This is a genomic window from Lelliottia sp. AC1, assembly GCF_023278595.1.
GTDB lineage: Bacteria > Pseudomonadota > Gammaproteobacteria > Enterobacterales > Enterobacteriaceae > Enterobacter > Enterobacter nimipressuralis.
In genome coordinates this window covers 2,447,427-2,468,444 of sequence record NZ_CP025699.1, presented here as the reverse complement: position 1 = coordinate 2,468,444, position 21,018 = coordinate 2,447,427, and the positions used below count along the sequence as shown (strand labels likewise).

Genomic DNA, 21,018 nt, shown 5'->3' with positions numbered 1-21,018 from the left:
GGTGTGTGAAAGTCGGTTAAATATTTAATGGGAAAGAATAGGTGGACGAAAATATGAAATATTGTGCGAACAGAAAAGTTGGGATTTGGTCTGAGAAATGGTGGCGGGGGAAGGATGACTCAGCGCGTTGCGCTTCGCCCTTCGGGTCGTTGCCTGCGGCAACGCTTTCTCGCTACGCTCGAATCGAACCTTAGTCGAAGCTTCTCATCCTTCCCCAATGGGAATATGAAATATTCTGCGGATAAAAAGTTTGGATTTAATCTTCGAGATGGTGGCGGGGGAAGGATTCGAACCTTCGAAGTCGATGACGGCAGATTTACAGTCTGCTCCCTTTGGCCGCTCGGGAACCCCGCCAGGGGTATAATGCTTGAGAGTTGATATGGTGGTGGGGGAAGGATTCGAACCTTCGAAGTCGATGACGGCAGATTTACAGTCTGCTCCCTTTGGCCGCTCGGGAACCCCACCACGGGGTAATGCTTTTACTGGCCTGCTTCCTGCTGGAAGCGGGGCGCATCATATCAAATGACGCGCCCCTGTAAAGCATTCCTTTGATGAAAACGATTCGTTTGTCTGCTTTTTGCCCGTAAAGGCGCAAAGCTAATCAATTCATTTCACAAAGGATTAAAGAATAATCGTTCTGTTGCCGTAAACGAAGACACGTTGGGCGAGCACCTGATACAGCGCGCGGCTTAACACGTTCTTCTCGACGTCACGTCCGGCACGCATCATGTCTTCCGCCGTGTAGGTGTGATCGACGTGAATCACGTCCTGCATGATGATCGGGCCTTCATCCAGGTTGTCGTTTACATAGTGGGCGGTTGCACCGATGATCTTCACACCACGCTCGTAGGCCTGGTGATAAGGACGCGCACCAATAAACGCCGGCAGGAACGAGTGGTGAATGTTGATGATCTTGTTCGGGAAGCGGGAAACGAATGATGGCGTCAACACGCGCATGTACTTCGCCAGCACCACGTAGTCCGGGTTGTGCGCTTCGATGGCCTGAGCCATCAGATCGTCGTGCTCTTCGCGGGTGTGGCCTTCATGGCTCACCAGCTCGAACGGAATATCAAAACGCTCAACCAGAGTGCGCAGGGTATCGTGGTTGCCAATTACCGCAGCAATTTCGACGTCCAGACCACCGTAATTGGCTTTCATCAGCAGATCGCCCAGGCAGTGGGCCTCTTTGGTGACCAGAATCACCACGCGGCGACGCCCGGCAGGGGTCAGTTCACGGATGGAGTTTTCCGGTAACGCGCCATCGAGATCGGCGAGCAGGGTGGTGTCGTTGAAGATCCCTTCCAGTTCGGTGCGCATAAAGAAGCGGCCGGTGCGGTGATCTACAAATTCGTTGTTCTGCACGATGTTCAGTTCATGCTTGTAACAAATGTTGGTGATACGGGCGATCAAACCCTTCTGGTCCGGGCAAATGGTACGCAGTATTTTGCGTTGTAATGATTGCATCGCGAGGAAATCCTGTTGAGTGTTTGCTTGTTATTTGTGGTCAGGCGTTATTGCCCGCAACACTTTTTAAATTTTTTACCTGAACCGCAGGGGCAGGGGTCGTTACGACCAAACTGCGGACGAGTACCATCAATATAGTACCACTGTCCGCCCTCCAGTATGAACCGGGAGCGTTCGATGATGGCGCCGGGCTTATTGTGCTCGATAAATCGGGCAACAAAGCTGACAAAACCTTCATTGGGCGTGCTGCCGGGGGCGGTTTCATACTGCGTCAGGCCGAGCCATTGCGTATTGGCGAATCCGGCTTCAATTTCCTGGCGGAAGTCAGCGGCGTGGCACGAGGGGTGCCAGGTTTTAATCAGGTAGTCTGCGTCTTTGATCACAAAAGCAGCATACCGGGAGCGCATTAGGTGTGATGGATCGGGTGCAACCTGGTTGCCAGAAAGATATCGCTGGCAACATAGGCTATACTCGAGGGCGCTACCACAGGGGCAGAGTTGAGACACAATTCTCTTCCTGGAATAAAAAAGTCACGGCGTTTATACGCCCAGGTGGCACTATGTTAACTGAGCAGTAGCGATGACGCTACGTTAGGAATCCAGGGGAAGTCAAACAGGGCTAATGAGAAAGGTAAAAATTGGTCTGGCGCTGGGATCAGGTGCAGCCCGGGGCTGGTCGCACATTGGCGTGATTAACGCGCTAAAACGACTGGGTGTCGATGTTGATCTTGTAGCAGGGTGTTCAATTGGTTCGCTGGTGGGTGCCGCCTACGCGTGCGGTAAAATGCCGGAACTTGAAACGTGGGTGCGTTCCTTTAGCTACTGGGACGTACTGCGCCTGATGGATCTTTCATGGCAACGCGGCGGCCTGCTGCGCGGTGAGCGCGTGTTTAACCAGTTCCGCCAAATCATGCCGTTGGATGACTTCAACCATTGCCAGATGCCATTTGGTGCCGTGGCAACCAATCTCAGCACGGGCAGGGAAATCTGGTTCACCGAGGGTGATATCCACCTTGCCGTTCGTGCATCTTGCAGTATTCCTGGCCTGATGGCACCGGTTCCTCATAATGGCTACTGGCTGGTGGATGGCGGCGTGGTCAATCCCATACCGATCTCGCTGACCCGCGCGATGGGCGCTGATATTGTTATCGCCGTCGATTTGCAGCATGACGCCCACCTGATGCAACAAGATTTAATGCCGGTGAATCTCCAGAACGACGAAACGGAAAACGAAAAGCTTGCCTGGCACAAGCGCCTGCGTGAGCGTTTAGGGCGTGCGACGACGCGCCGGATGGTCTCCGCGCCGACGGCAATGGAGATCATGACCACTTCTATTCAGGTACTGGAGAATCGCCTGAAGCGAAATCGAATGGCGGGTGATCCTCCGGATATTCTGATTCAGCCATTCTGTCCGCAAATATCAACACTCGACTTCCATCGCGCAGATGCGGCGATCGCCGCCGGAGCACTGGCTGTTGAGAAAAAAATGGACGAACTGTTACCTTTGGTGCGAGCGACAGCTTAGCCCTTTTTTGAAGACTTCAGCAAAATCTGACAGGCGGTAGTACCAATAGCATGCCACTATTGATTTATCGTCTGCCAGAGGAGAGACCATGACACAGCCATTGGCAGGAAAACAGATTCTGATAGTCGAAGACGAGCCCGTTTTCCGTTCGCTGATGGATTCGTGGTTAAGTTCGCTGGGCGCAACGACCATACTGGCCGTTGATGGGGTGGATGCGCTGGAAAAAATGGCGTCAGCCAAGCCCGATCTGATGATTTGTGATATCGCGATGCCGCGCATGAACGGGCTTAAACTGGTGGAGCATCTGCGCAATGAAGGTGACCAGACGCCTATCCTTGTGATCTCCGCCACCGAGAATATGGCCGATATCGCCAAAGCGCTGCGTCTCGGCGTGCAGGATGTCCTCCTGAAGCCGGTAAAAGATTTGAACCGTCTGCGGGAAACGGTTTTTGCCTGCCTCTATCCGAATATGTTTAATTCCCGCGTTGAGGAAGAAGAGCGCCTTTTCCAGGACTGGGATGCACTGGTCAGTAATCCCCATGCTGCTGCTAAGCTTTTACAAGAACTTCAGCCACCGGTTCAGCAGAATATATCGCATTGCAGAATTAACTATCGACAACTTGTTGCCGCAGATCAGCATGGCCTGGTGCTTGATATTGCACCGTTATCGGATGTTGACCTGGCATTTTATTGCCTCGATGTGACGAGAGCGGGTGATAACGGGGTATTAGCGGCATTATTATTGCGGGCATTATTTAACGGTTTGTTACAAGAACAGCTCTCCCATCAGGGGCAACGACTTCCTGAATTAGGGGCATTGCTGAAACAGGTGAACCATCTTTTCCGTCAGGCCAATTTGCCGGGACAGTTTCCGCTGTTAGTCGGTTATTACCATAGCGAATTAAAAAATCTCATTCTGGTCTCTGCGGGTCTAAACGCCACGCTGAATACCGGTGAGCATCATATTCAGGTCAGCAATGGTGTTCCTTTAGGAACGCTGGGTACGACTTATCTTAATCAAATAAGTCACCGCTGTGCGTCCTGGCAGTGTCAAATTTGGGGCGCAGGTGGGCGTTTACGCTTAATGTTGTCCACGGAATAAGCAGTTGAATTTTATTCGTCAGATAGCTTTACCTTCGTTTTAACGGCAGTGCTACTATCACTGCCAGTTTGATACGTATTTATCCTAATTGATGGGTAACGTGCCCTTTTCAGACCCGGTTTACTGAACGAGACTGATATACTTGTCGCGTTATTCAATGCATAAAGTTCAAAACTTGAACAGTTCAGGAGATTTCAATGGCTGCCCTAAATTCGAAAGTTACAAAGGCCGTTATCCCGGTAGCGGGATTGGGAACCAGGATGCTACCGGCCACAAAGGCAATTCCGAAAGAAATGCTGCCTTTGGTCGATAAGCCATTAATCCAGTATGTCGTCAATGAATGTATTGCTGCCGGTATTACAGAAATTGTGCTGGTGACCCATTCGTCCAAAAACTCTATCGAAAACCATTTCGATACCAGTTTTGAACTTGAAGCCATGCTGGAAAAACGCGTTAAACGTCAGCTGCTGGAAGAAGTTCAGTCAATCTGCCCACCTCACGTGACCATCATGCAGGTGCGTCAGGGGCTGGCTAAGGGCCTGGGACACGCGGTGCTGTGCGCACATCCGGTTGTCGGTGATGAGCCGGTCGCGGTTATTCTGCCAGACGTGATTCTCGATGAGTTCGAATCAGACCTCTCTCAGGACAACCTCGCCGATATGATTCGTCGCTTTGACGAAACCGGCAGCAGCCAGATCATGGTTGAACCTGTTGAAGACGTGACTGCGTATGGCGTTGTGGACTGCAAAGGCGTTGATCTGAAGCCAGGTGAGAGTGTGCCAATGGTCGGTGTGGTTGAGAAGCCAAAAGCCGATGTGGCGCCGTCTAACCTCGCGGTTGTTGGTCGCTATGTGCTGAGCGCAGAGATCTGGCCGCTGCTGGCGAAAACCCCTCCGGGCGCTGGCGACGAAATCCAGCTGACCGATGGCATTGATATGCTGATCGAAAAAGAGACCGTTGAAGCCTACCACATGAAAGGCAAGAGCCATGACTGCGGTAATAAACTCGGTTATATGCAGGCTTTCGTTGAATATGGTATTCGCCATAACTCACTGGGCGAAGAATTTAAAGCCTGGCTGAAAGAGACCATGGGTATTAAAAACTAATCTGCCCCCTGTGATGGTCGAAACCGGTGTGAGTCTTACTCCACCGGTTTTTTTATGCCTGTTACCGGCACCGAGGGTATGTAAGGAAGTTGGCGCTAATAGATGTAGCTATATGACGGGGTGTAAGAAGATATCTCGGCGGTAAATTACAGGCATAAAAAATCCCGTATAAACGGGATTTTTCTGAAGGCGGGGTGATTAATCCTTGATCAGGAAATCGTCCAGTTGTTTGCCTTGCTCATCCATGGCTTTCTTGATTACTGCTGGGGTACGGCCCTGGCCAGTCCAGGTTTTAGTTTCACCGTTCTCGTCAACGTAGCTATATTTAGCCGGGCGAGCAGCGCGTTTAGCTTTAGTACCGGTCTTAGCAGCAGCCATGCTGTTCAGTAATTCGTTTGGATCGATACCATCTGCAATCAGCATTTCGCGATATTGCTGCAGTTTACGAGTGCGTTCTTCGATTTCAGCAGCAGCAGCGCTTTCTTCTTCACGACGTTCGTTTACAACAACTTCTAATTTTTCCAGCATTTCTTCCAGCGTTTCGAGGGTGCATTCTCTTGCCTGCGCACGAAGAGTACGGATGTTGTTCAGAATTTTAAGTGCTTCGCTCATTGTAGTAATCTCAAACTTATATTGGGTTGGTTTGTTGTCCTAATAATAGAGTGATAATTTCAGATGTGCAATAGGTCGGAATGTAAGGAATTCAAAAAAGAGTTAATATCTGGCGCTATTATTAATGACGCTAACTTAAATTTCATTACGCCAAAGACAGATTTGATATCCCTGCTAATGGGATAAACTGATGGCCAGAGTGTTTAGTTTTGTGACAAATCTCTAACCGCTTATAGTTACCCCGGATAAATATCAACCTTTTGTATTACTCCCATAATGCCGTTTAACCGCACCGATAGTTAATAAATACTGAATTTTAAAGCCAGCTGACTCCACTATAAAAATCAGGATTTGCTTAAGTTGAAATGTCAGGGTTTATGAGGTCCAGGTGTGATTACTGCCTGTTTTAACATGCTATTTTCTCATTTCGTCCGGAACCTGACTTTACTTCTCAGGCTGAGTCTGTGCGTAGCGTCGCTGAGAAAGGGGGAAAAATAGGGTACAATCAACCATCGGGAATATTACACATTGATTAGGGTTTAACGACCAATGGCACAACTATATTTTTACTATTCCGCAATGAATGCAGGGAAGTCCACGGCGCTCCTACAGTCCGCTTATAACTATCAAGAAAGGGGTATGCGCGCTATCGTCTACACCGCCGAGATTGACGATCGCTTTGGTGCCGGAAAGGTGAGCTCGCGTATCGGCCTGTCGTCGCCTGCAACGCTGTTTAATAAAGAGACTGACCTGCTAAAAGATATCGGCACAGAACACGCGCAGAAGCCGGTACATTGCGTTCTGGTGGACGAGAGCCAGTTCCTGACCCGCGAGCAAGTCCATGCGTTATCTGAAGTGGTCGATCAGCTGGATATTCCCGTGCTTTGCTATGGTTTACGCACCGATTTCCGCGGAGAGCTGTTTATTGGCAGCCAGTATTTACTGGCGTGGTCAGATAAGCTGGTGGAACTGAAAACTATCTGTTTCTGTGGCCGTAAAGCCAGTATGGTGCTTCGTCTTGATCAGGAAGGGAAACCTTACGCAGAAGGGGAGCAGGTGGTGATTGGTGGCAACGAGCGTTATATCTCGGTATGTCGCAAGCATTATAAAGAAGCGCTGGTTGTCGGCTCACTGACGGCAATTCAGGAAAATTCTCGCCGATAACAGCTTATTCCCCTTTGTCTGTAGAGTAATCATCAGACATAAAAAAACCCGCCGAGGCGGGTTTTTTATTGGGCTAAGCAATTAAGCGTTTTTCTTCACTTTCTTGTCAGCTTTCAGAACAACAGGTGCTTCAGTTTTCACTGCAACAGCGTTGTCTTCGTGGAACTCACGGCCGTAGTAGGTATCCAGCAGAATCTGTTTCAGCTCGGAGATCAGTGGGTAGCGCGGGTTCGCACCAGTACACTGGTCATCGAAGGCATCTTCAGACAGCTTGTCAACGTGTGCCAGGAAGTCAGCTTCCTGAACGCCCGCTTCACGGATTGACTTAGGAATACCCAGTTCAGCTTTGATGCTGTCCAGCCATGCCAGCAGTTTCTCGATCTTCGCAGCGGTACGGTCACCAGGAGCGCTCAGACCCAGGTGGTCTGCGATTTCAGCGTAGCGACGACGAGCCATTGGACGGTCGTACTGGCTGAATGCAGTCTGCTTGGTTGGGTTGTCATTCGCGTTATAGCGGATAACGTTGGAAATCAGCAGGGCGTTCGCCAGACCGTGAGGAATATGGAACTGAGAGCCCAGCTTGTGCGCCATGGAGTGACATACACCCAGGAAGGCGTTAGCAAACGCGATACCTGCGATAGTCGCGGCATTGTGCACACGCTCACGAGCAACCGGGTTTTTAGACCCTTCGTTGTAAGACGCTGGCAGGTTTTCTTTCAGCAGTTTCAGAGCCTGCAGTGCCTGACCGTCAGAGAACTCAGATGCCAGTACAGAAACGTAAGCTTCCAGGGCGTGAGTTACTGCATCCAGACCACCGAATGCACACAGTGATTTCGGCATATCCATCACCAGGTTGGCATCTACGATAGCCATGTCTGGAGTCAGCGCGTAGTCAGCCAGTGGGTATTTCTGACCAGTTGCGTCGTCGGTAACAACCGCAAACGGAGTCACTTCAGAACCGGTACCGGAAGTGGTGGTGACGGCGATCATTTTCGCTTTCACGCCCATTTTCGGGAACTTGTAGATACGTTTACGGATGTCCATAAAGCGCAGCGCCAGTTCTTCGAAGTGCGTTTCTGGGTGTTCGTACATAACCCACATGATTTTCGCGGCGTCCATTGGGGAACCGCCACCGAGCGCGATGATCACGTCTGGTTTGAAGGAGTTCGCCAGTTCCGCACCTTTACGAACAACGGTGAGGGTTGGATCAGCTTCTACTTCAAAGAAGACTTCAGTCTCAACGCCAGCCGCTTTCAGAACAGAGGTGATCTGGTCTGCATAGCCGTTGTTGAACAGGAAACGGTCAGTCACGATGAGCGCACGTTTGTGGCCATCAGTAATCACTTCATCCAGCGCGATTGGCAAAGAGCCACGGCGGAAGTAGATAGATTTCGGAAGTTTATGCCACAACATGTTTTCAGCTCGCTTAGCAACGGTTTTCTTGTTGATCAGGTGCTTAGGACCAACGTTTTCAGAGATGGAGTTACCACCCCATGAACCACAACCCAGAGTCAGGGAAGGCGCGAGTTTGAAGTTGTACAGGTCACCGATACCACCCTGAGAAGCCGGGGTGTTAATCAGAATACGTGCGGTCTTCATTTTGTCGCCGAAGAATTTCACGCGTTCTGGCTGGTTGTCCTGGTCGGTGTACAGACAAGAGGTATGACCGATACCGCCCATTGCCACCAGTTTCTCTGCTTTGACCACAGCGTCTTCGAAGTCTTTCGCACGGTACATCGCCAGAGTAGGGGACAGTTTTTCGTGTGCGAAAGGTTCGCTTTCATCAACCACTTTCACTTCACCGATCAGGATCTTAGTGGTAGCGGGTACGGTGAAACCTGCGAGTTCAGCGATTTTGTATGCTGGCTGACCAACGATGGCGGCGTTCAGTGCGCCATTTTTCAGGATGATGTCCTGAACCGCTTTCAGCTCTTTGCCCTGCAGCAGGTAGCCGCCGTGGCTTGCGAAGCGCTCGCGCACCGCATCATAGACAGAATCAACCACAACAACGGACTGCTCAGAAGCACAGATAACGCCGTTATCGAAGGTTTTGGACATCAGGACAGAAGCGACAGCACGTTTGATATCAGCCGTTTCGTCGATAACAACAGGGGTGTTACCTGCGCCTACGCCGATTGCTGGTTTACCAGAGCTGTATGCTGCTTTAACCATGCCTGGGCCACCGGTGGCCAGGATCAGGTTAATGTCCGGGTGATGCATCAGTGCGTTTGACAGTTCAACAGAAGGTTGGTCAATCCAGCCGATCAGATCTTTTGGTGCACCCGCAGCGATGGCAGCCTGCAGTACGATGTCAGCGGCTTTGTTAGTCGCATCTTTAGCACGTGGGTGTGGGGAGAAGATGATGGCGTTACGTGTCTTCAGGCTGATCAGAGATTTGAAGATCGCGGTAGAAGTCGGGTTAGTTGTCGGAACGATACCGCAAATGATACCGATAGGTTCTGCAATGGTGATGGTACCGAAGGTGTGGTCTTCAGCCAGCACGCCACAGGTTTTCTCATCTTTATAGGCGTTGTAGATATACTCAGAAGCAAAGTGGTTCTTGATCACTTTATCTTCTACGATACCCATACCGGATTCGGCAACGGCCATTTTAGCGAGAGGGATTCGAGCATCTGCAGCAGCCAGTGCGGCGGCGCGGAAGATTTTATCAACCTGTTCTTGGGTGAAATTGGCATATTCACGCTGGGCTTTTTTGACGCGCTCGACGAGTGCGTTCAGTTCAGCGATATTAGTAACAGCCATAATGCTCTCCTGATAATGTTTAAACTCTTTTAGTAAACCAGCGCTCGATACGACAACATTATAGACGAGGTGCCAGTACTTGCTTAACACACAGTAAAACAAAGGTTTAGTCTCGTTTACTGTTAACGCTTTGCACTAACTTACTAAAAGAGCCTGACTTTAGCATCATCCCTTTTTGTTTCTTTCTCTCCCTTTTGGTGTCACCCAGATTACTCACTTCTGAGTACGAAAAACATGATCTAAATCAATTTACACCGAAGCTGATACCTTTCAGCACGGGTATTTCGCACAATCATATCAAGTGTTAAATAATTACAAAAGTAATGGAATCAAAACTATCATTGCTTACACAAATACATAACACATGAAAATCATAGCGTTTTGGCGCAGATTTCTGGTGAAGTATGCTGATAAAAAGCGTATCTTCAGCGCGGTTTTTATCCCTTTATTCTGTCGCCTGGGCCATGCTGATTTACGGAGCTAACTGTGACCCCATTGCTCTTTGATTTTTCTACCTATTTTAAGTTTTTTATCGGGTTGTTCGCGCTGGTGAACCCGGTCGGGATCATTCCTGTCTTCATTAGCATGACCAGTTACCAGACGGCGGTTGCCAGAAATAAGACCAACCTGACGGCAAACCTGTCGGTGGCCATCATTTTGCTGACGTCGCTTTTCCTCGGTGATTCGATTCTGCAAATCTTTGGCATCTCCATCGACTCCTTCCGTATCGCCGGCGGCATCCTGGTGGTGACTATCGCCATGTCGATGATCAGCGGTAAGCTGGGTGAGGATAAACAGAACAAGCAGGAAAAATCAGAAACGGCGGTGCGCGAAAGCATTGGCGTTGTGCCGCTGGCGTTGCCGTTGATGGCCGGACCGGGGGCAATCAGCTCGACCATCGTCTGGGGAACCCGCTACCACAACTGGGTGCATCTGGTTGGCTTTTCGGTGGCGATTGCGCTGTTTGCCCTCTGCTGCTGGGGCGTTTTCCGAATTGCACCCTGGCTGGTGCGTTTGCTGGGGCAGACTGGCATTAACGTTATTACCCGTATTATGGGCCTGTTGCTGATGGCGCTTGGGATAGAATTTATTGTGACCGGGCTAAAAAGTATTTTCCCTGGGTTACTAAATTAACGTTTTCATATGAAAGAGCGGAGCCAGTGGCTCCGTTTTTTTTCGTGATTATCAGCAAATCATATAAATAAAGTTGAAAACTTCACAAGACATAATAAATTCTGCTAATAAATCTGTTTTCTTACATTTCAGTAACTTAGTTTTATCCTTTCACACGACCTGAACATAAACCGCGCAAACACTCTGTTATTTTACTCACACGATACTCTGGGGCTTGCTGTGCGATAACTGAAATGATATTAGTAATTTCAACATTCCCCTAGACGAATGTGCTAAATAATAATCAGTTGTTAAATTTTTGTACAAAAACCCGCCGAGGTGACCACAGCACAGCGGTTGGCGAGAGGAACCTCTCTATCACATTGAATATTTGGTAGTTTCTTTACCTTTGATGTGTGGCAGGACGCCCCCCAGAAAAACGGGACTCCCCGTAAAAGAGAATTGCTTAACAAATTTGCAAAATGTATTGGCGCGAAATTAAGCCATTTGGTACTTTCCGGCCTTATATTTTGCCAACGCACTTTTCCAGATGAGAATGATTTTCAAATATAACGCTCATCTCAACGAGACATCACACGCCTCAAAACAGGGGAGGCGTGTTAAGAATCGACGCAAGGCGGCCAAACGAGCCACCAGTAATAAGTACAGTCGGTGATAGCAAGAAGTAAACGACCTGACAGCAGCTAAACTCCTGCGTTGTTCAGGACCCCTTAGGGGAAATAAACAGGCTGGCATAAAACCAGTAATTATAATGAGTGGAGTATCAACACAATGTCCATCATCACAAAAAAAAGTCTGATTGCCGCAGGAATTTTCACTGCGCTAATCGCAGGTAATATGGCAATGGCTGCTGATGTACCTGCAGGTGTCACACTGTCAGAAAAGCAAACCATGATCCGCAACAATGGCGCCGAGCCACAGTCACTGGATCCGAACAAAATTGAAGGCGTTCCTGAAGCAAACATCAGCCGCGACCTGTTTGAAGGCCTGCTGATTACCTCCACCAAAGACGGTCACCCGATCCCGGGCGTAGCTGAATCCTGGGATAATAAAGACTTTAAAGTCTGGACATTCCACCTGCGTAAAGACGCAAAATGGTCCAACGGTGAACCTGTCACCGCACAAGATTTCGTATACAGCTGGCAGCGTCTGGTGGATCCCAACACCGCATCCCCGTACGCCAGCTATCCGCAGTACGGTCACATCCTGAACGTTGATGAAATCATCGACGGCAAAAAGAAACCATCTGAGCTGGGCGTAAAAGCGGTTGATGACCACACGCTGGAAGTGACCCTGAGCGAACCTGTTCCATACTTCTACAAACTGCTGGTTAACCCGGCCATGTCACCGGTCAACAAAGCCGCTATCGAAAAATTCGGTGAGAAATGGACTCAGCCAGCGAACATCGTGACCAACGGTGCCTACAAGCTGAAAGACTGGGTGGTTAACGAGCGTATCGTGATGGAACGTAATACCAACTACTGGGATAACGCGAAAACCATCGTCGATCAGATTACCTATCTGCCGATCTCGTCTGAAGTCACCGACGTAAACCGCTACCGCAGCGGTGAGATCGACATGACCTATAACAACCTGCCGATCGAACTGTTCCAGAAACTGAAAAAAGAGATCCCGACCGAAGTTCACGTTGACCCGTATCTGTGTACTTACTACTACGAAATCAACAACCAGAAAGCGCCATTCAATGACGCTCGCGTACGTACCGCGCTGAAACTGGGTCTGGATCGCGACATCATCGTGAACAAAGTAAAAGCGCAGGGCGATCTGCCTGCGTTCGGCTACACCCCGCCATATACTGACGGTGCAAAACTGACCAAACCAGAGTGGTTCTCCTGGACTCAGGAAAAACGTAACGAAGAAGCGAAAAAACTGCTGGCTGAAGCAGGCTACACCGCTGATAAACCGTTGACGTTTAACCTGCTGTACAACACCTCCGATCTGCACAAAAAACTGGCCATCGCGGCTTCCTCCATCTGGAAGAAAAACCTGGGTGTGGATGTGAAGCTGGTGAACCAGGAGTGGAAAACCTTCCTGGATACCCGCCATCAGGGCAACTATGACGTGGCGCGTGCGGGCTGGTGTGCGGATTACAACGAACCGACTTCCTTCCTGAACACCATGCTGTCTGACAGCTCCATGAACACCGCGCACTATAAGAGCCCGGCCTTTGACGCGATCATGAAAGATACGCTGAAAGTGACTGACGAAGCGCAGCGTACGGCACTGTACGACAAAGCGGAACAGCAGTTGGGTCAGGATTCTGCGATTGTACCGGTTTACTACTATGTAAACGCGCGTCTGGTGAAACCATGGGTTGGCGGTTATACCGGCAAAGATCCGATGGATAACATCTACACCAAAGATCTGTACATCATTAAGCATTAATGGCAAACCGTGGGGCAAAGTTATTTGCCCCACCGTGTCTTAATTCATCGCACAATATACACGGCATCATTCAGTAACGACTGAACGAGCTTGTGTAAAAGGCACACGCCAGAAGGTACGGGCAATGTTGAAATTTATCCTACGTCGCTGTCTTGAAGCGATACCGACGCTTTTTATTCTCATTACGATTTCATTCTTCATGATGCGACTCGCACCAGGTAGTCCGTTTACCAGCGAGCGCGCACTGCCGCCAGAAGTCATGGCGAACATCGAAGCCAAATACCATTTAAACGATCCTATCTCCACGCAGTACTTCAATTATCTGAAGCAGCTGGCGCAGGGCGATTTTGGTCCTTCGTTTAAATATAAAGACTATTCCGTTAACGACCTCGTCGCATCGAGCTTCCCCGTGTCGGCTAAGTTAGGCGCAGCGGCGTTTATTCTGGCCGTTGTCCTGGGGGTCACCGCAGGCGTCATTGCCGCGCTGAAACAAAACACCCGATGGGACTACACGGTAATGGGGATCGCCATGACCGGGGTAGTTATCCCGAGCTTTGTGGTGGCACCGTTACTGGTGATGATATTTGCCATCACGCTCAAATGGCTGCCCGGAGGCGGCTGGAACGGCGGGGCGCTAAAATTCATGATTCTGCCAATGGTGGCGCTGTCTCTGGCCTATATCGCCAGTATCGCGCGTATTACCCGTGGTTCGATGATTGAAGTGCTCCACTCCAACTTTATTCGTACCGCGCGGGCAAAAGGCCTGCCGATGCACCGCATCATTCTCCGTCATGCGTTAAAACCTGCGCTGTTGCCTGTGCTCTCCTATATGGGCCCTGCGTTCGTTGGGATCATCACGGGTTCCATGGTCATTGAAACCATTTACGGCCTGCCGGGTATCGGTCAGCTGTTTGTGAATGGTGCCCTGAACCGTGACTACTCGCTGGTGCTCAGCCTTACGATCCTGGTCGGTGCACTGACCATTCTCTTTAACGCCATTGTCGATGTGCTGTATGCCGTTATCGACCCGAAAATTCGCTACTAGCGCTGGAGCACGCCATGATGTTGAGTAAGAAAAACAGCGAGGCGCTGGAAAACTTCACTGAGAAACTTGAAGTCGAAGGGCGCAGCCTGTGGCAAGATGCCCGCCGTCGCTTTATGCATAACCGTGCGGCCGTCGCCAGTCTGGTCGTCTTGATCTGTATTGCCCTGTTCGTGGCCTTGGCCCCGATGCTGTCGCAGTTCACCTATTTCGATACTGACTGGGGCATGATGTCCAGTGCTCCCGATATGGTTTCCGGCCACTACTTTGGTACAGACTCCTCCGGGCGCGACCTGCTGGTGCGCGTGGCGATCGGTGGCCGTATCTCTCTGATGGTCGGTATCGCTGCGGCGCTGGTAGCGGTGATCGTCGGCACACTTTACGGCTCGCTTTCCGGCTACCTCGGCGGCAAAGTGGATTCCGTGATGATGCGTCTGCTGGAAATCCTGAACTCCTTCCCGTTTATGTTCTTCGTTATTCTGCTGGTGACCTTCTTTGGACAAAACATCCTGCTGATCTTCGTGGCTATCGGGATGGTTTCCTGGCTGGATATGGCGCGTATCGTGCGCGGCCAGACCCTGAGCCTGAAGCGTAAAGAATTTATCGAAGCAGCCCAGGTGGGCGGTGTCTCCGTCAGCGGGATTGTGGTGCGCCATATCGTGCCAAACGTGCTGGGCGTGGTCGTGGTGTACGCATCACTGCTGGTACCCAGCATGATCCTGTTTGAATCCTTCCTGAGCTTCCTCGGTCTGGGTACCCAGGAGCCGCTGAGCAGCTGGGGCGCATTGTTAAGCGATGGCGCAAACTCCATGGAAGTCTCTCCGTGGCTGCTGCTGTTCCCGGCTGGTTTCCTGGTGGTAACCCTGTTCTGTTTCAACTTTATCGGCGATGGCCTGCGTGATGCCCTCGACCCGAAAGACCGTTAAGGAGTGCCGCGATGACTATTATTGAAACGGCAGCTGCGCCACAGGCGCAAAAGCAGCAAAACGTGCTGCTGGATGTCAAAGATCTGCGCGTCACCTTTAAAACCCCGGATGGCGATGTTACCGCCGTCAACGATCTGAATTTCGATCTGCGGGCCGGTGAAACGCTGGGTATCGTCGGTGAATCCGGCTCCGGTAAATCGCAAACCGCCTTTGCGCTGATGGGGCTGCTGGCACCGAATGGCCGCATTGGAGGAACTGCCTCCTTTAACGGCAAAAACATTCTGAATCTGCCTGAGCACGAGCTGAACAAGCTGCGCGCAGAACAGATTTCGATGATATTCCAGGACCCAATGACCTCGCTGAACCCGTACATGCGTGTGGGCGAGCAACTGATGGAAGTCCTGATGCTGCATAAAGGCATGAACAAAGCCGAAGCGTTCGAAGAGTCGGTCAGAATGCTGGATGCAGTCAAAATGCCAGAAGCGCGTAAACGCATGCGCATGTTCCCGCACGAGTTTTCCGGTGGGATGCGCCAGCGCGTGATGATCGCCATGGCGCTGCTGTGTCGGCCAAAACTGCTGATCGCCGATGAACCCACCACCGCGCTGGACGTGACCGTTCAGGCACAGATCATGACCCTGCTGAACGAACTGAAGCGTGAGTTCAACACCGCCATCATCATGATTACCCACGATCTCGGCGTCGTGGCCGGCATTTGTGACAAAGTGCTGGTGATGTATGCCGGTCGTACCATGGAGTACGGCAGGGCGCGCGATGTGTTCTATCATCCTGCGCACCCGTACTCTATCGGCCTGCTGAATGCGGTTCCGCGTCTCGATGCGGAAGGCGAATCCTTGCTGACCATTCCCGGCAACCCGCCAAACCTGCTGCGTCTGCCGAAAGGCTGCCCGTTCCAGCCTCGCTGTCAGTACGCGATGGAAATCTGCAACAGCGCACCCCCGCTGGAAGAGTTTGCACCAGGCCGCCTGCGCGCCTGCTTTAAGCCGCATGAGGAGCTGGTATGAACGCCATTGACGAAAAAAGAAATGTCCTGCTCGAAATCGCTGACTTAAAAGTGCATTTCGACATCAAAGACGGCAAGCAGTGGTTCTGGCAGCCGTCGAAAACCCTGAAAGCCGTCGATGGCGTCACCCTGCGTCTTTATGAAGGGGAGACCCTGGGCGTGGTCGGCGAGTCCGGCTGCGGAAAGTCGACCTTTGCCCGCGCCATTATCGGCCTGGTCAAAGCGACGGACGGCAAAGTGGCCTGGCTTGGCAAAGACCTGCTGGGAATGAAGCAGGAAGAGTGGCGCGCGGTGCGCAGTGACATCCAGATGATTTTCCAGGATCCGCTGGCCTCCCTGAACCCGCGTATGAACATCGGCGATATCATTGCTGAGCCGCTTCGCACCTATCATCCGAAAATGCCGCGTCAGGAAGTTCGTGATCGCGTGAAAGCGATGATGATGAAAGTGGGCCTGCTGCCGAACCTTATCAACCGCTATCCGCACGAGTTCTCCGGCGGTCAGTGTCAGCGTATCGGTATTGCCCGCGCGCTGATTCTGGAACCGAAGCTGATTATCTGTGACGAACCGGTTTCAGCACTGGACGTGTCGATACAGGCGCAGGTGGTGAACCTGCTGCAGAAATTGCAGCGTGAAATGGGGCTGTCGCTGATCTTCATCGCCCACGACCTGGCGGTGGTGAAACACATCTCCGACCGCGTGCTGGTGATGTATCTTGGCCATGCGGTGGAGCTGGGCACCTATGATGAGGTCTATCACAACCCGCTGCACCCTTACACCAAAGCGCTGATGTCTGCGGTGCCGGTTCCCGATCCGGATCTGGAAAAAAATAAAGTCATCCAGCTTCTGGAAGGGGAGCTGCCTTCGCCGATCAACCCGCCGTCTGGCTGTGTGTTCCGCACGCGTTGCCCAATGGCGGGGCCGGAATGCGCGCAAACCCGGCCTGTTCTGGAAGGAAGTTTCCGACATGCGGTTTCCTGCCTGAAAGTAGACCCGTTATAATCGCAAGGGCTGACATGATGTCAGCCCTTCTTCTTTTGCGAGGTTAACGTGTCGATATCCGTTTCTTCTGTCCGGCGTAAGACCTATCGCCTGCTATTCGATCCTAACACCCGCTCCGGGCGTCGCTTCGAAGGATTGTGCGGCCTGTTTGCGCTTCTCAGCGTATTCATCATCTTTATTGAATCCGGTCTGGGGACGCAGTATCACCTTACGCTCGATGAATGGCATCTGTTCGTCTGGCTGGAGCTGTTTGTCACCCTGATATTTACCCTGGAGTATTTCCTGCGCCTGTTCAGCTGGGCAAATCCGGCGAAATATGTGTTCAGCTTCTGGGGGATTATTGATTTAGCGACGATTCTGCCGCTGTATGTAATGTGGCTGTGGCCTGAAATCAGCATCAATTATGTTTTTGCGTGGCGAGCGATGCGCGCCATCCGCGTGCTGCGCGTCCTGAAACTGCTGCGTTTTATGCCGTCTTTACGCGTGTTCTGGAAAGCCATTTATAGCGCCCGCCATCAGCTGATCCTGTTCTATTCGTTTATCGCGATTGTGATGGTGGTTTTCGGCGCGCTAATGTATCTGATTGAAGGGCCGACTTACGGTTTCACCACGCTGAATGCGTCGGTGTACTGGGCGATTGTCACCGTGACGACCGTGGGCTACGGGGATATTACCCCCCACACGCCGCTCGGCAGGATCGTGGCATCAGTGCTGATTTTGATTGGTTACTCGGTGATTGCTATCCCGACCGGTCTGATTACCACTCACATGAGCGCGGCATTTCAGAATCGTCAGCAGCAGCGTAAGTGCCCGAGATGCCAGCAGGCGAGCCATGAGCATAGTGCGCGGTTTTGTAATCGCTGCGGGAGTGAACTACCGGACTAAATAAAAAAGGCTGCCATCGCAGCCTTTTTGTTATTCGCGCCAGAGGATGTGGCACAGCTTGTGATCTTTTTCCCGGCACAACAGCACGCGGGCAAAAATGTCGTTAATCTCGCCGCCGTCAGTATCGGCCAGCCCAATCACCACTTCGGCGAAGAAGTCCGGGTTGAGGTCGAAATCGACGTGCTCGGCCCAGTCTTCGGACGGGTCAAACAGCTCTGCGCCGCCGCGCTCTTCAAATTGCAGATTGAAGAGGATCACGTCTGCGGGATCGAGATTGTCCATCGCCAGTTCGAGAAAAATGTCGTAGGCCTGCTCAAGGGTTTCGTCTTCAGTCAGGCGATTGTTCAGATCCATTTCCATGATGATTACCTGTTAAAACATCGTTGGGCACGTTTTACAGCAACGGACTAAAGAAGTAAAACAGTCGTTCGGTGATCCGCTGCCACAGCGGACGTTTCATCCACAGATGCGCATCCAGCAGGCGCGAGCGGGAGATATAATCGTCCTGCACCGCCGCCAGATCGCCACCAAAACCGACGTCATCAATCACCAGTGTAATTTCAAAATTGAGCCACAGGCTGCGCATATCCAGATTCACCGTGCCGACCAGGCTCAGTTCGCCGTCGACCAGCACACTCTTGGTATGCAGCAAGCCCCCTTCAAACTGATAAATTTTGACACCCGCTGCCAGCAGCTCGCTAAAGAAGGCCCGGCTGGCCCAGCCCACCAGAACCGAATCGTTTTTACGCGGCATAATAATACTGACATCCACTCCGCGCTGTGCGGCGGTGCAAATCGCATGGAGCAGGTCGTCGCTCGGGACAAAATAGGGCGTGGTCATGATCAGATATTCACGCGCAGAATAGGCCGCCGTGAGCAGCGCCTGGTGTATTAAATCCTCGGGAAATCCAGGCCCGGAAGCGATGGTGTGAATGGTATGGCCGCTCTCTTGCTCAAACGGCATGATGTTAGCGTCGGGCGGCGGCGGCAGAATGCGTTTGCCGGTTTCGATTTCCCAGTCGCAGGAGTAAACAATCCCCATCGCTGTGGCAACCGGGCCTTCCATACGCGCCATTAAATCGACCCACTGACCCACGCCAGAGTCCTGTTTAAAGAAGCGCGGATCGACCATGTTCATGCTGCCGGTGTAGGCAATATAGTTGTCGATCATGATCATCTTACGATGCTGGCGTAAATCCATGCGGCGCAGGAACACACGCAGCAGATTTACCTTCAGTGCTTCGACAACTTCAATGCCGGCATTACGCATCATGGTCGCCCAGGGGCTACGGAAGAACGCCACGCTGCCGGCGGAATCGAGCATCAGACGACAGTGAATACCCCGGCGCGATGCCGCCATCAGCGATTCCGCTACCTGGTCGGCCATTCCGCCGGGCTGCCAGATATAGAACACCATCTCGATATTATGTCGGGCGAGCTGGATATCGCGGATCAGCGCCTGCATCACATCGTCGGAGGTAGTGAGTAACTGCAGCTGATTGCCTTTGACGCCGCCAATTCCCTGACGACGTTCGCAAAGTTTGAACAATGACGAGGCGACGCTGCTGTTCTCCTGGGCGAAAATATGTTTGCAGGATTTCAGATCGTTCAGCCATTTTGCCGTCGACGGCCACATGGCGCGCGCACGCTCGGCGCGGCGCTTACCCAGGTGCAATTCACCAAAGGAGAGATACGCGATAATTCCTACCAGCGGCAGGATGTAGATGATCAAAAGCCAGGCCATGGCAGAAGGGACGGCCCGGCGTTTCATCAGGATGCGAAGCGTCACACCTGCGATCAGCAGCCAGTATCCCAGAATGACCAGCCAACTCACCACGGTGTAGAAGGTTGTCATAAATAAAAAATCCTTTTGAAAGCGTATTGTTATGAGTGTACGCATCAGAATTGATCTGGCAAATAAAAAGGGTGGGTAAAAGCGCTGGTTTACCGTGGGCAGGGGTTTATAATGGCGTCTCTGTTAAGGAAAGAGTTGTAGACATGAAGCGCAGCAGAACGGAAGTAGGGCGCTGGCGCATGTTGCGACAAATGAGTCGTCGTAAAGCCCGCTGGCTTGAGGCTCAGTCCCGCCGCAATATGCGTATCCACGCCATCAGAAAATGTGGACTAAGCCATCACCGTAATGCACTGGTGTTTGCCGTTCGCGATCTCTGAGTACCCTGAAGGCACCGTGACAGGTGCCTGATGTTTCCCGCATAACTATCAATTTTCGCAGTATCCTTCGCCCCCTGTTGTCCAGATATAATTCACTTACATAACGCATTGAATAAAAACAGATGAATCCATTCCTGTGGGTACTGGTTGTGCTTTTTGCGCTGGATGCGCTCAGGGAAAGTTTGGGATTGTCATCATTTTCAGGGCTGGTTGATTTTGCCGGTGCCGTGATGATGCAGTGGAACATATAAAAGGGAAATAAAAAGGGATGAACAGTAAATACCTCGCCGCACTCATGGCCGTGACGGCCCTCGTCGGATGCGCCAACAGCAAAACCGCACCTGAAAGACACGCTTATTACTTCGTTTCTCATCAATCGAATTTTGTCGGTGGAAATTTCGCCAGTAGCCAACAGCTCAATTATCGTCTGAATGTGCCGCAGTTTCGCGAGCTCTACGAGCAGGGCAAAACGGACCGCAAAGCGGGGCGCACCCTGGTGGAAGCCAATGAGTATGCGCAAAGTATCCGCGATCAGGTGCTGAAAGGCGTCAAAACTAATAACAGCTTTACGGGTAATAAGAGCGATCAGTGGTCATCTGATATGGAAGAGAAAGATGCGAAGCTGTTCGGGAATGAGCTGGCAGCGTCTTATCTTGACGGGTATAACGGCGTACAATAGCGAAAGTTAACCC

The 21,018-nt window shown here is 51.4% G+C and carries 20 protein-coding genes, 2 tRNA genes and 1 other RNA gene; 14 read left to right on the top strand and 9 right to left on the bottom strand.

The genetic code is table 11. From position 1 onward, the window contains the following. Nucleotides 1-98 precede the first annotated feature (98 nt). The 5 genes from C0560_RS11750 to C0560_RS11730 all read right to left on the bottom strand — a co-directional run bounded on the left by C0560_RS11750 (nucleotide 99) and on the right by C0560_RS11730 (nucleotide 1,970). A non-coding RNA gene (locus tag C0560_RS11750) (RtT sRNA) lies at nucleotides 99-229 on the bottom strand. A 40-nt stretch (nucleotides 230-269) separates the two neighbouring features. Then, a tRNA-Tyr gene (locus C0560_RS11745) sits at nucleotides 270-354 on the bottom strand. Nucleotides 355-380: 26 nt separating this feature from the next. Beyond that, nucleotides 381-465 (bottom strand) — tRNA-Tyr (locus C0560_RS11740). Between the two features lie 156 nt (nucleotides 466-621). Next, entirely contained in the window at nucleotides 622-1,464 is an 843-nt protein-coding gene (gene purU, locus C0560_RS11735; RefSeq protein WP_100779930.1) for a formyltetrahydrofolate deformylase, read from the bottom strand. Between the two features lie 47 nt (nucleotides 1,465-1,511). Beyond that, nucleotides 1,512-1,970, bottom strand: a complete 459-nt coding sequence (locus C0560_RS11730; protein WP_107703432.1) for a YchJ family protein — start codon at nucleotides 1,968-1,970, stop codon at nucleotides 1,512-1,514. Between the two features lie 115 nt (nucleotides 1,971-2,085). Between C0560_RS11730 and rssA the strand changes: the two genes are divergently transcribed. From rssA to galU, 3 genes are all read left to right on the top strand, one after another. Continuing rightward, entirely contained in the window at nucleotides 2,086-2,988 is a 903-nt protein-coding gene (gene rssA / locus C0560_RS11725) for a patatin-like phospholipase RssA (protein ID WP_100779932.1), read from the top strand. 88 nt (nucleotides 2,989-3,076) lie between these two features. Then, nucleotides 3,077-4,090, top strand: a complete 1,014-nt coding sequence (gene rssB, locus C0560_RS11720) for a two-component system response regulator RssB (protein ID WP_102103885.1) — start codon at nucleotides 3,077-3,079, stop codon at nucleotides 4,088-4,090. Between the two features lie 197 nt (nucleotides 4,091-4,287). Continuing rightward, complete coding sequence (galU, locus tag C0560_RS11715; RefSeq protein ID WP_100779934.1) at nucleotides 4,288-5,196, top strand: UTP--glucose-1-phosphate uridylyltransferase GalU; 909 nt, start codon at nucleotides 4,288-4,290, stop codon at nucleotides 5,194-5,196. 198 nt (nucleotides 5,197-5,394) lie between these two features. On the opposite strand, the gene hns is transcribed toward galU, so the two are convergent. Next, the gene (gene hns / locus C0560_RS11710; RefSeq protein WP_008502781.1) at nucleotides 5,395-5,808 is read right to left on the bottom strand and encodes a histone-like nucleoid-structuring protein H-NS; all 414 of its coding nucleotides are present in this window, start codon (nucleotides 5,806-5,808) and stop codon (nucleotides 5,395-5,397) included. 549 nt (nucleotides 5,809-6,357) lie between these two features. On the opposite strand from hns, the gene tdk reads away from it, so the two are divergent. Continuing rightward, nucleotides 6,358-6,972: a thymidine kinase gene (tdk, locus tag C0560_RS11705; RefSeq protein WP_100779935.1), complete on the top strand. Its 615-nt coding sequence runs from the start codon at nucleotides 6,358-6,360 to the stop codon at nucleotides 6,970-6,972. A gap of 81 nt (nucleotides 6,973-7,053) precedes the next feature. On the opposite strand, the gene adhE is transcribed toward tdk, so the two are convergent. Beyond that, the gene (gene adhE, locus C0560_RS11700; RefSeq protein WP_100779936.1) at nucleotides 7,054-9,735 is read right to left on the bottom strand and encodes a bifunctional acetaldehyde-CoA/alcohol dehydrogenase; all 2,682 of its coding nucleotides are present in this window, start codon (nucleotides 9,733-9,735) and stop codon (nucleotides 7,054-7,056) included. 486 nt (nucleotides 9,736-10,221) lie between these two features. Here adhE and C0560_RS11695 point away from each other — a divergent pair, with 486 nt between their 5' ends. The 7 genes from C0560_RS11695 (at nucleotide 10,222) to C0560_RS11665 (ending at nucleotide 18,154) form a co-directional block, all read left to right on the top strand. Continuing rightward, a complete protein-coding gene (locus C0560_RS11695; protein ID WP_100779937.1) occupies nucleotides 10,222-10,869 on the top strand; it encodes a YchE family NAAT transporter in 648 nt (215 codons plus the stop codon). A 771-nt stretch (nucleotides 10,870-11,640) separates the two neighbouring features. Beyond that, a complete protein-coding gene (oppA, locus tag C0560_RS11690; RefSeq protein ID WP_102103882.1) occupies nucleotides 11,641-13,275 on the top strand; it encodes an oligopeptide ABC transporter substrate-binding protein OppA in 1,635 nt (544 codons plus the stop codon). Between the two features lie 124 nt (nucleotides 13,276-13,399). Continuing rightward, entirely contained in the window at nucleotides 13,400-14,320 is a 921-nt protein-coding gene (oppB, locus tag C0560_RS11685; protein WP_100779940.1) for an oligopeptide ABC transporter permease OppB, read from the top strand. Nucleotides 14,321-14,334: 14 nt separating this feature from the next. Beyond that, the gene (gene oppC / locus C0560_RS11680) at nucleotides 14,335-15,243 is read left to right on the top strand and encodes an oligopeptide ABC transporter permease OppC (protein ID WP_102103881.1); all 909 of its coding nucleotides are present in this window, start codon (nucleotides 14,335-14,337) and stop codon (nucleotides 15,241-15,243) included. A gap of 11 nt (nucleotides 15,244-15,254) precedes the next feature. Continuing rightward, nucleotides 15,255-16,268, top strand: coding sequence for an ABC transporter ATP-binding protein (locus C0560_RS11675; RefSeq protein WP_107703435.1), 1,014 nt, complete (start codon nucleotides 15,255-15,257; stop codon nucleotides 16,266-16,268). Then, nucleotides 16,265-17,269 (top strand): murein tripeptide/oligopeptide ABC transporter ATP binding protein OppF, encoded by a 1,005-nt coding sequence (oppF, locus tag C0560_RS11670; protein ID WP_100779943.1) that lies wholly within the window; start codon nucleotides 16,265-16,267, stop codon nucleotides 17,267-17,269. Before C0560_RS11675 ends, oppF begins: the two co-directional genes overlap by 4 nt. A 48-nt stretch (nucleotides 17,270-17,317) precedes the next feature. Beyond that, nucleotides 17,318-18,154, top strand: coding sequence for an ion transporter (locus C0560_RS11665; protein ID WP_123427706.1), 837 nt, complete (start codon nucleotides 17,318-17,320; stop codon nucleotides 18,152-18,154). Nucleotides 18,155-18,184: 30 nt separating this feature from the next. Here the strand turns inward: C0560_RS11665 and C0560_RS11660 are convergent, their stop codons facing one another. Both C0560_RS11660 and cls read right to left on the bottom strand, forming a co-directional pair. Beyond that, a complete protein-coding gene (locus C0560_RS11660) occupies nucleotides 18,185-18,514 on the bottom strand; it encodes an HI1450 family dsDNA-mimic protein (protein WP_100779945.1) in 330 nt (109 codons plus the stop codon). 34 nt (nucleotides 18,515-18,548) lie between these two features. After that, nucleotides 18,549-20,009 (bottom strand): cardiolipin synthase, encoded by a 1,461-nt coding sequence (gene cls, locus C0560_RS11655; protein WP_100779946.1) that lies wholly within the window; start codon nucleotides 20,007-20,009, stop codon nucleotides 18,549-18,551. 143 nt (nucleotides 20,010-20,152) lie between these two features. Between cls and C0560_RS11650 the strand changes: the two genes are divergently transcribed. The 3 genes from C0560_RS11650 to C0560_RS11640 all read left to right on the top strand — a co-directional run bounded on the left by C0560_RS11650 (nucleotide 20,153) and on the right by C0560_RS11640 (nucleotide 21,005). Next, entirely contained in the window at nucleotides 20,153-20,326 is a 174-nt protein-coding gene (locus tag C0560_RS11650; protein ID WP_087892605.1) for a YciY family protein, read from the top strand. Between the two features lie 122 nt (nucleotides 20,327-20,448). Beyond that, complete coding sequence (locus tag C0560_RS11645; RefSeq protein ID WP_221889230.1) at nucleotides 20,449-20,577, top strand: KPN_01571 family protein; 129 nt, start codon at nucleotides 20,449-20,451, stop codon at nucleotides 20,575-20,577. A 17-nt stretch (nucleotides 20,578-20,594) separates the two neighbouring features. Continuing rightward, nucleotides 20,595-21,005, top strand: a complete 411-nt coding sequence (locus tag C0560_RS11640; protein ID WP_248858585.1) for an Exc2 family lipoprotein — start codon at nucleotides 20,595-20,597, stop codon at nucleotides 21,003-21,005. The last annotated feature ends 13 nt before the right edge of the window (nucleotides 21,006-21,018 follow it).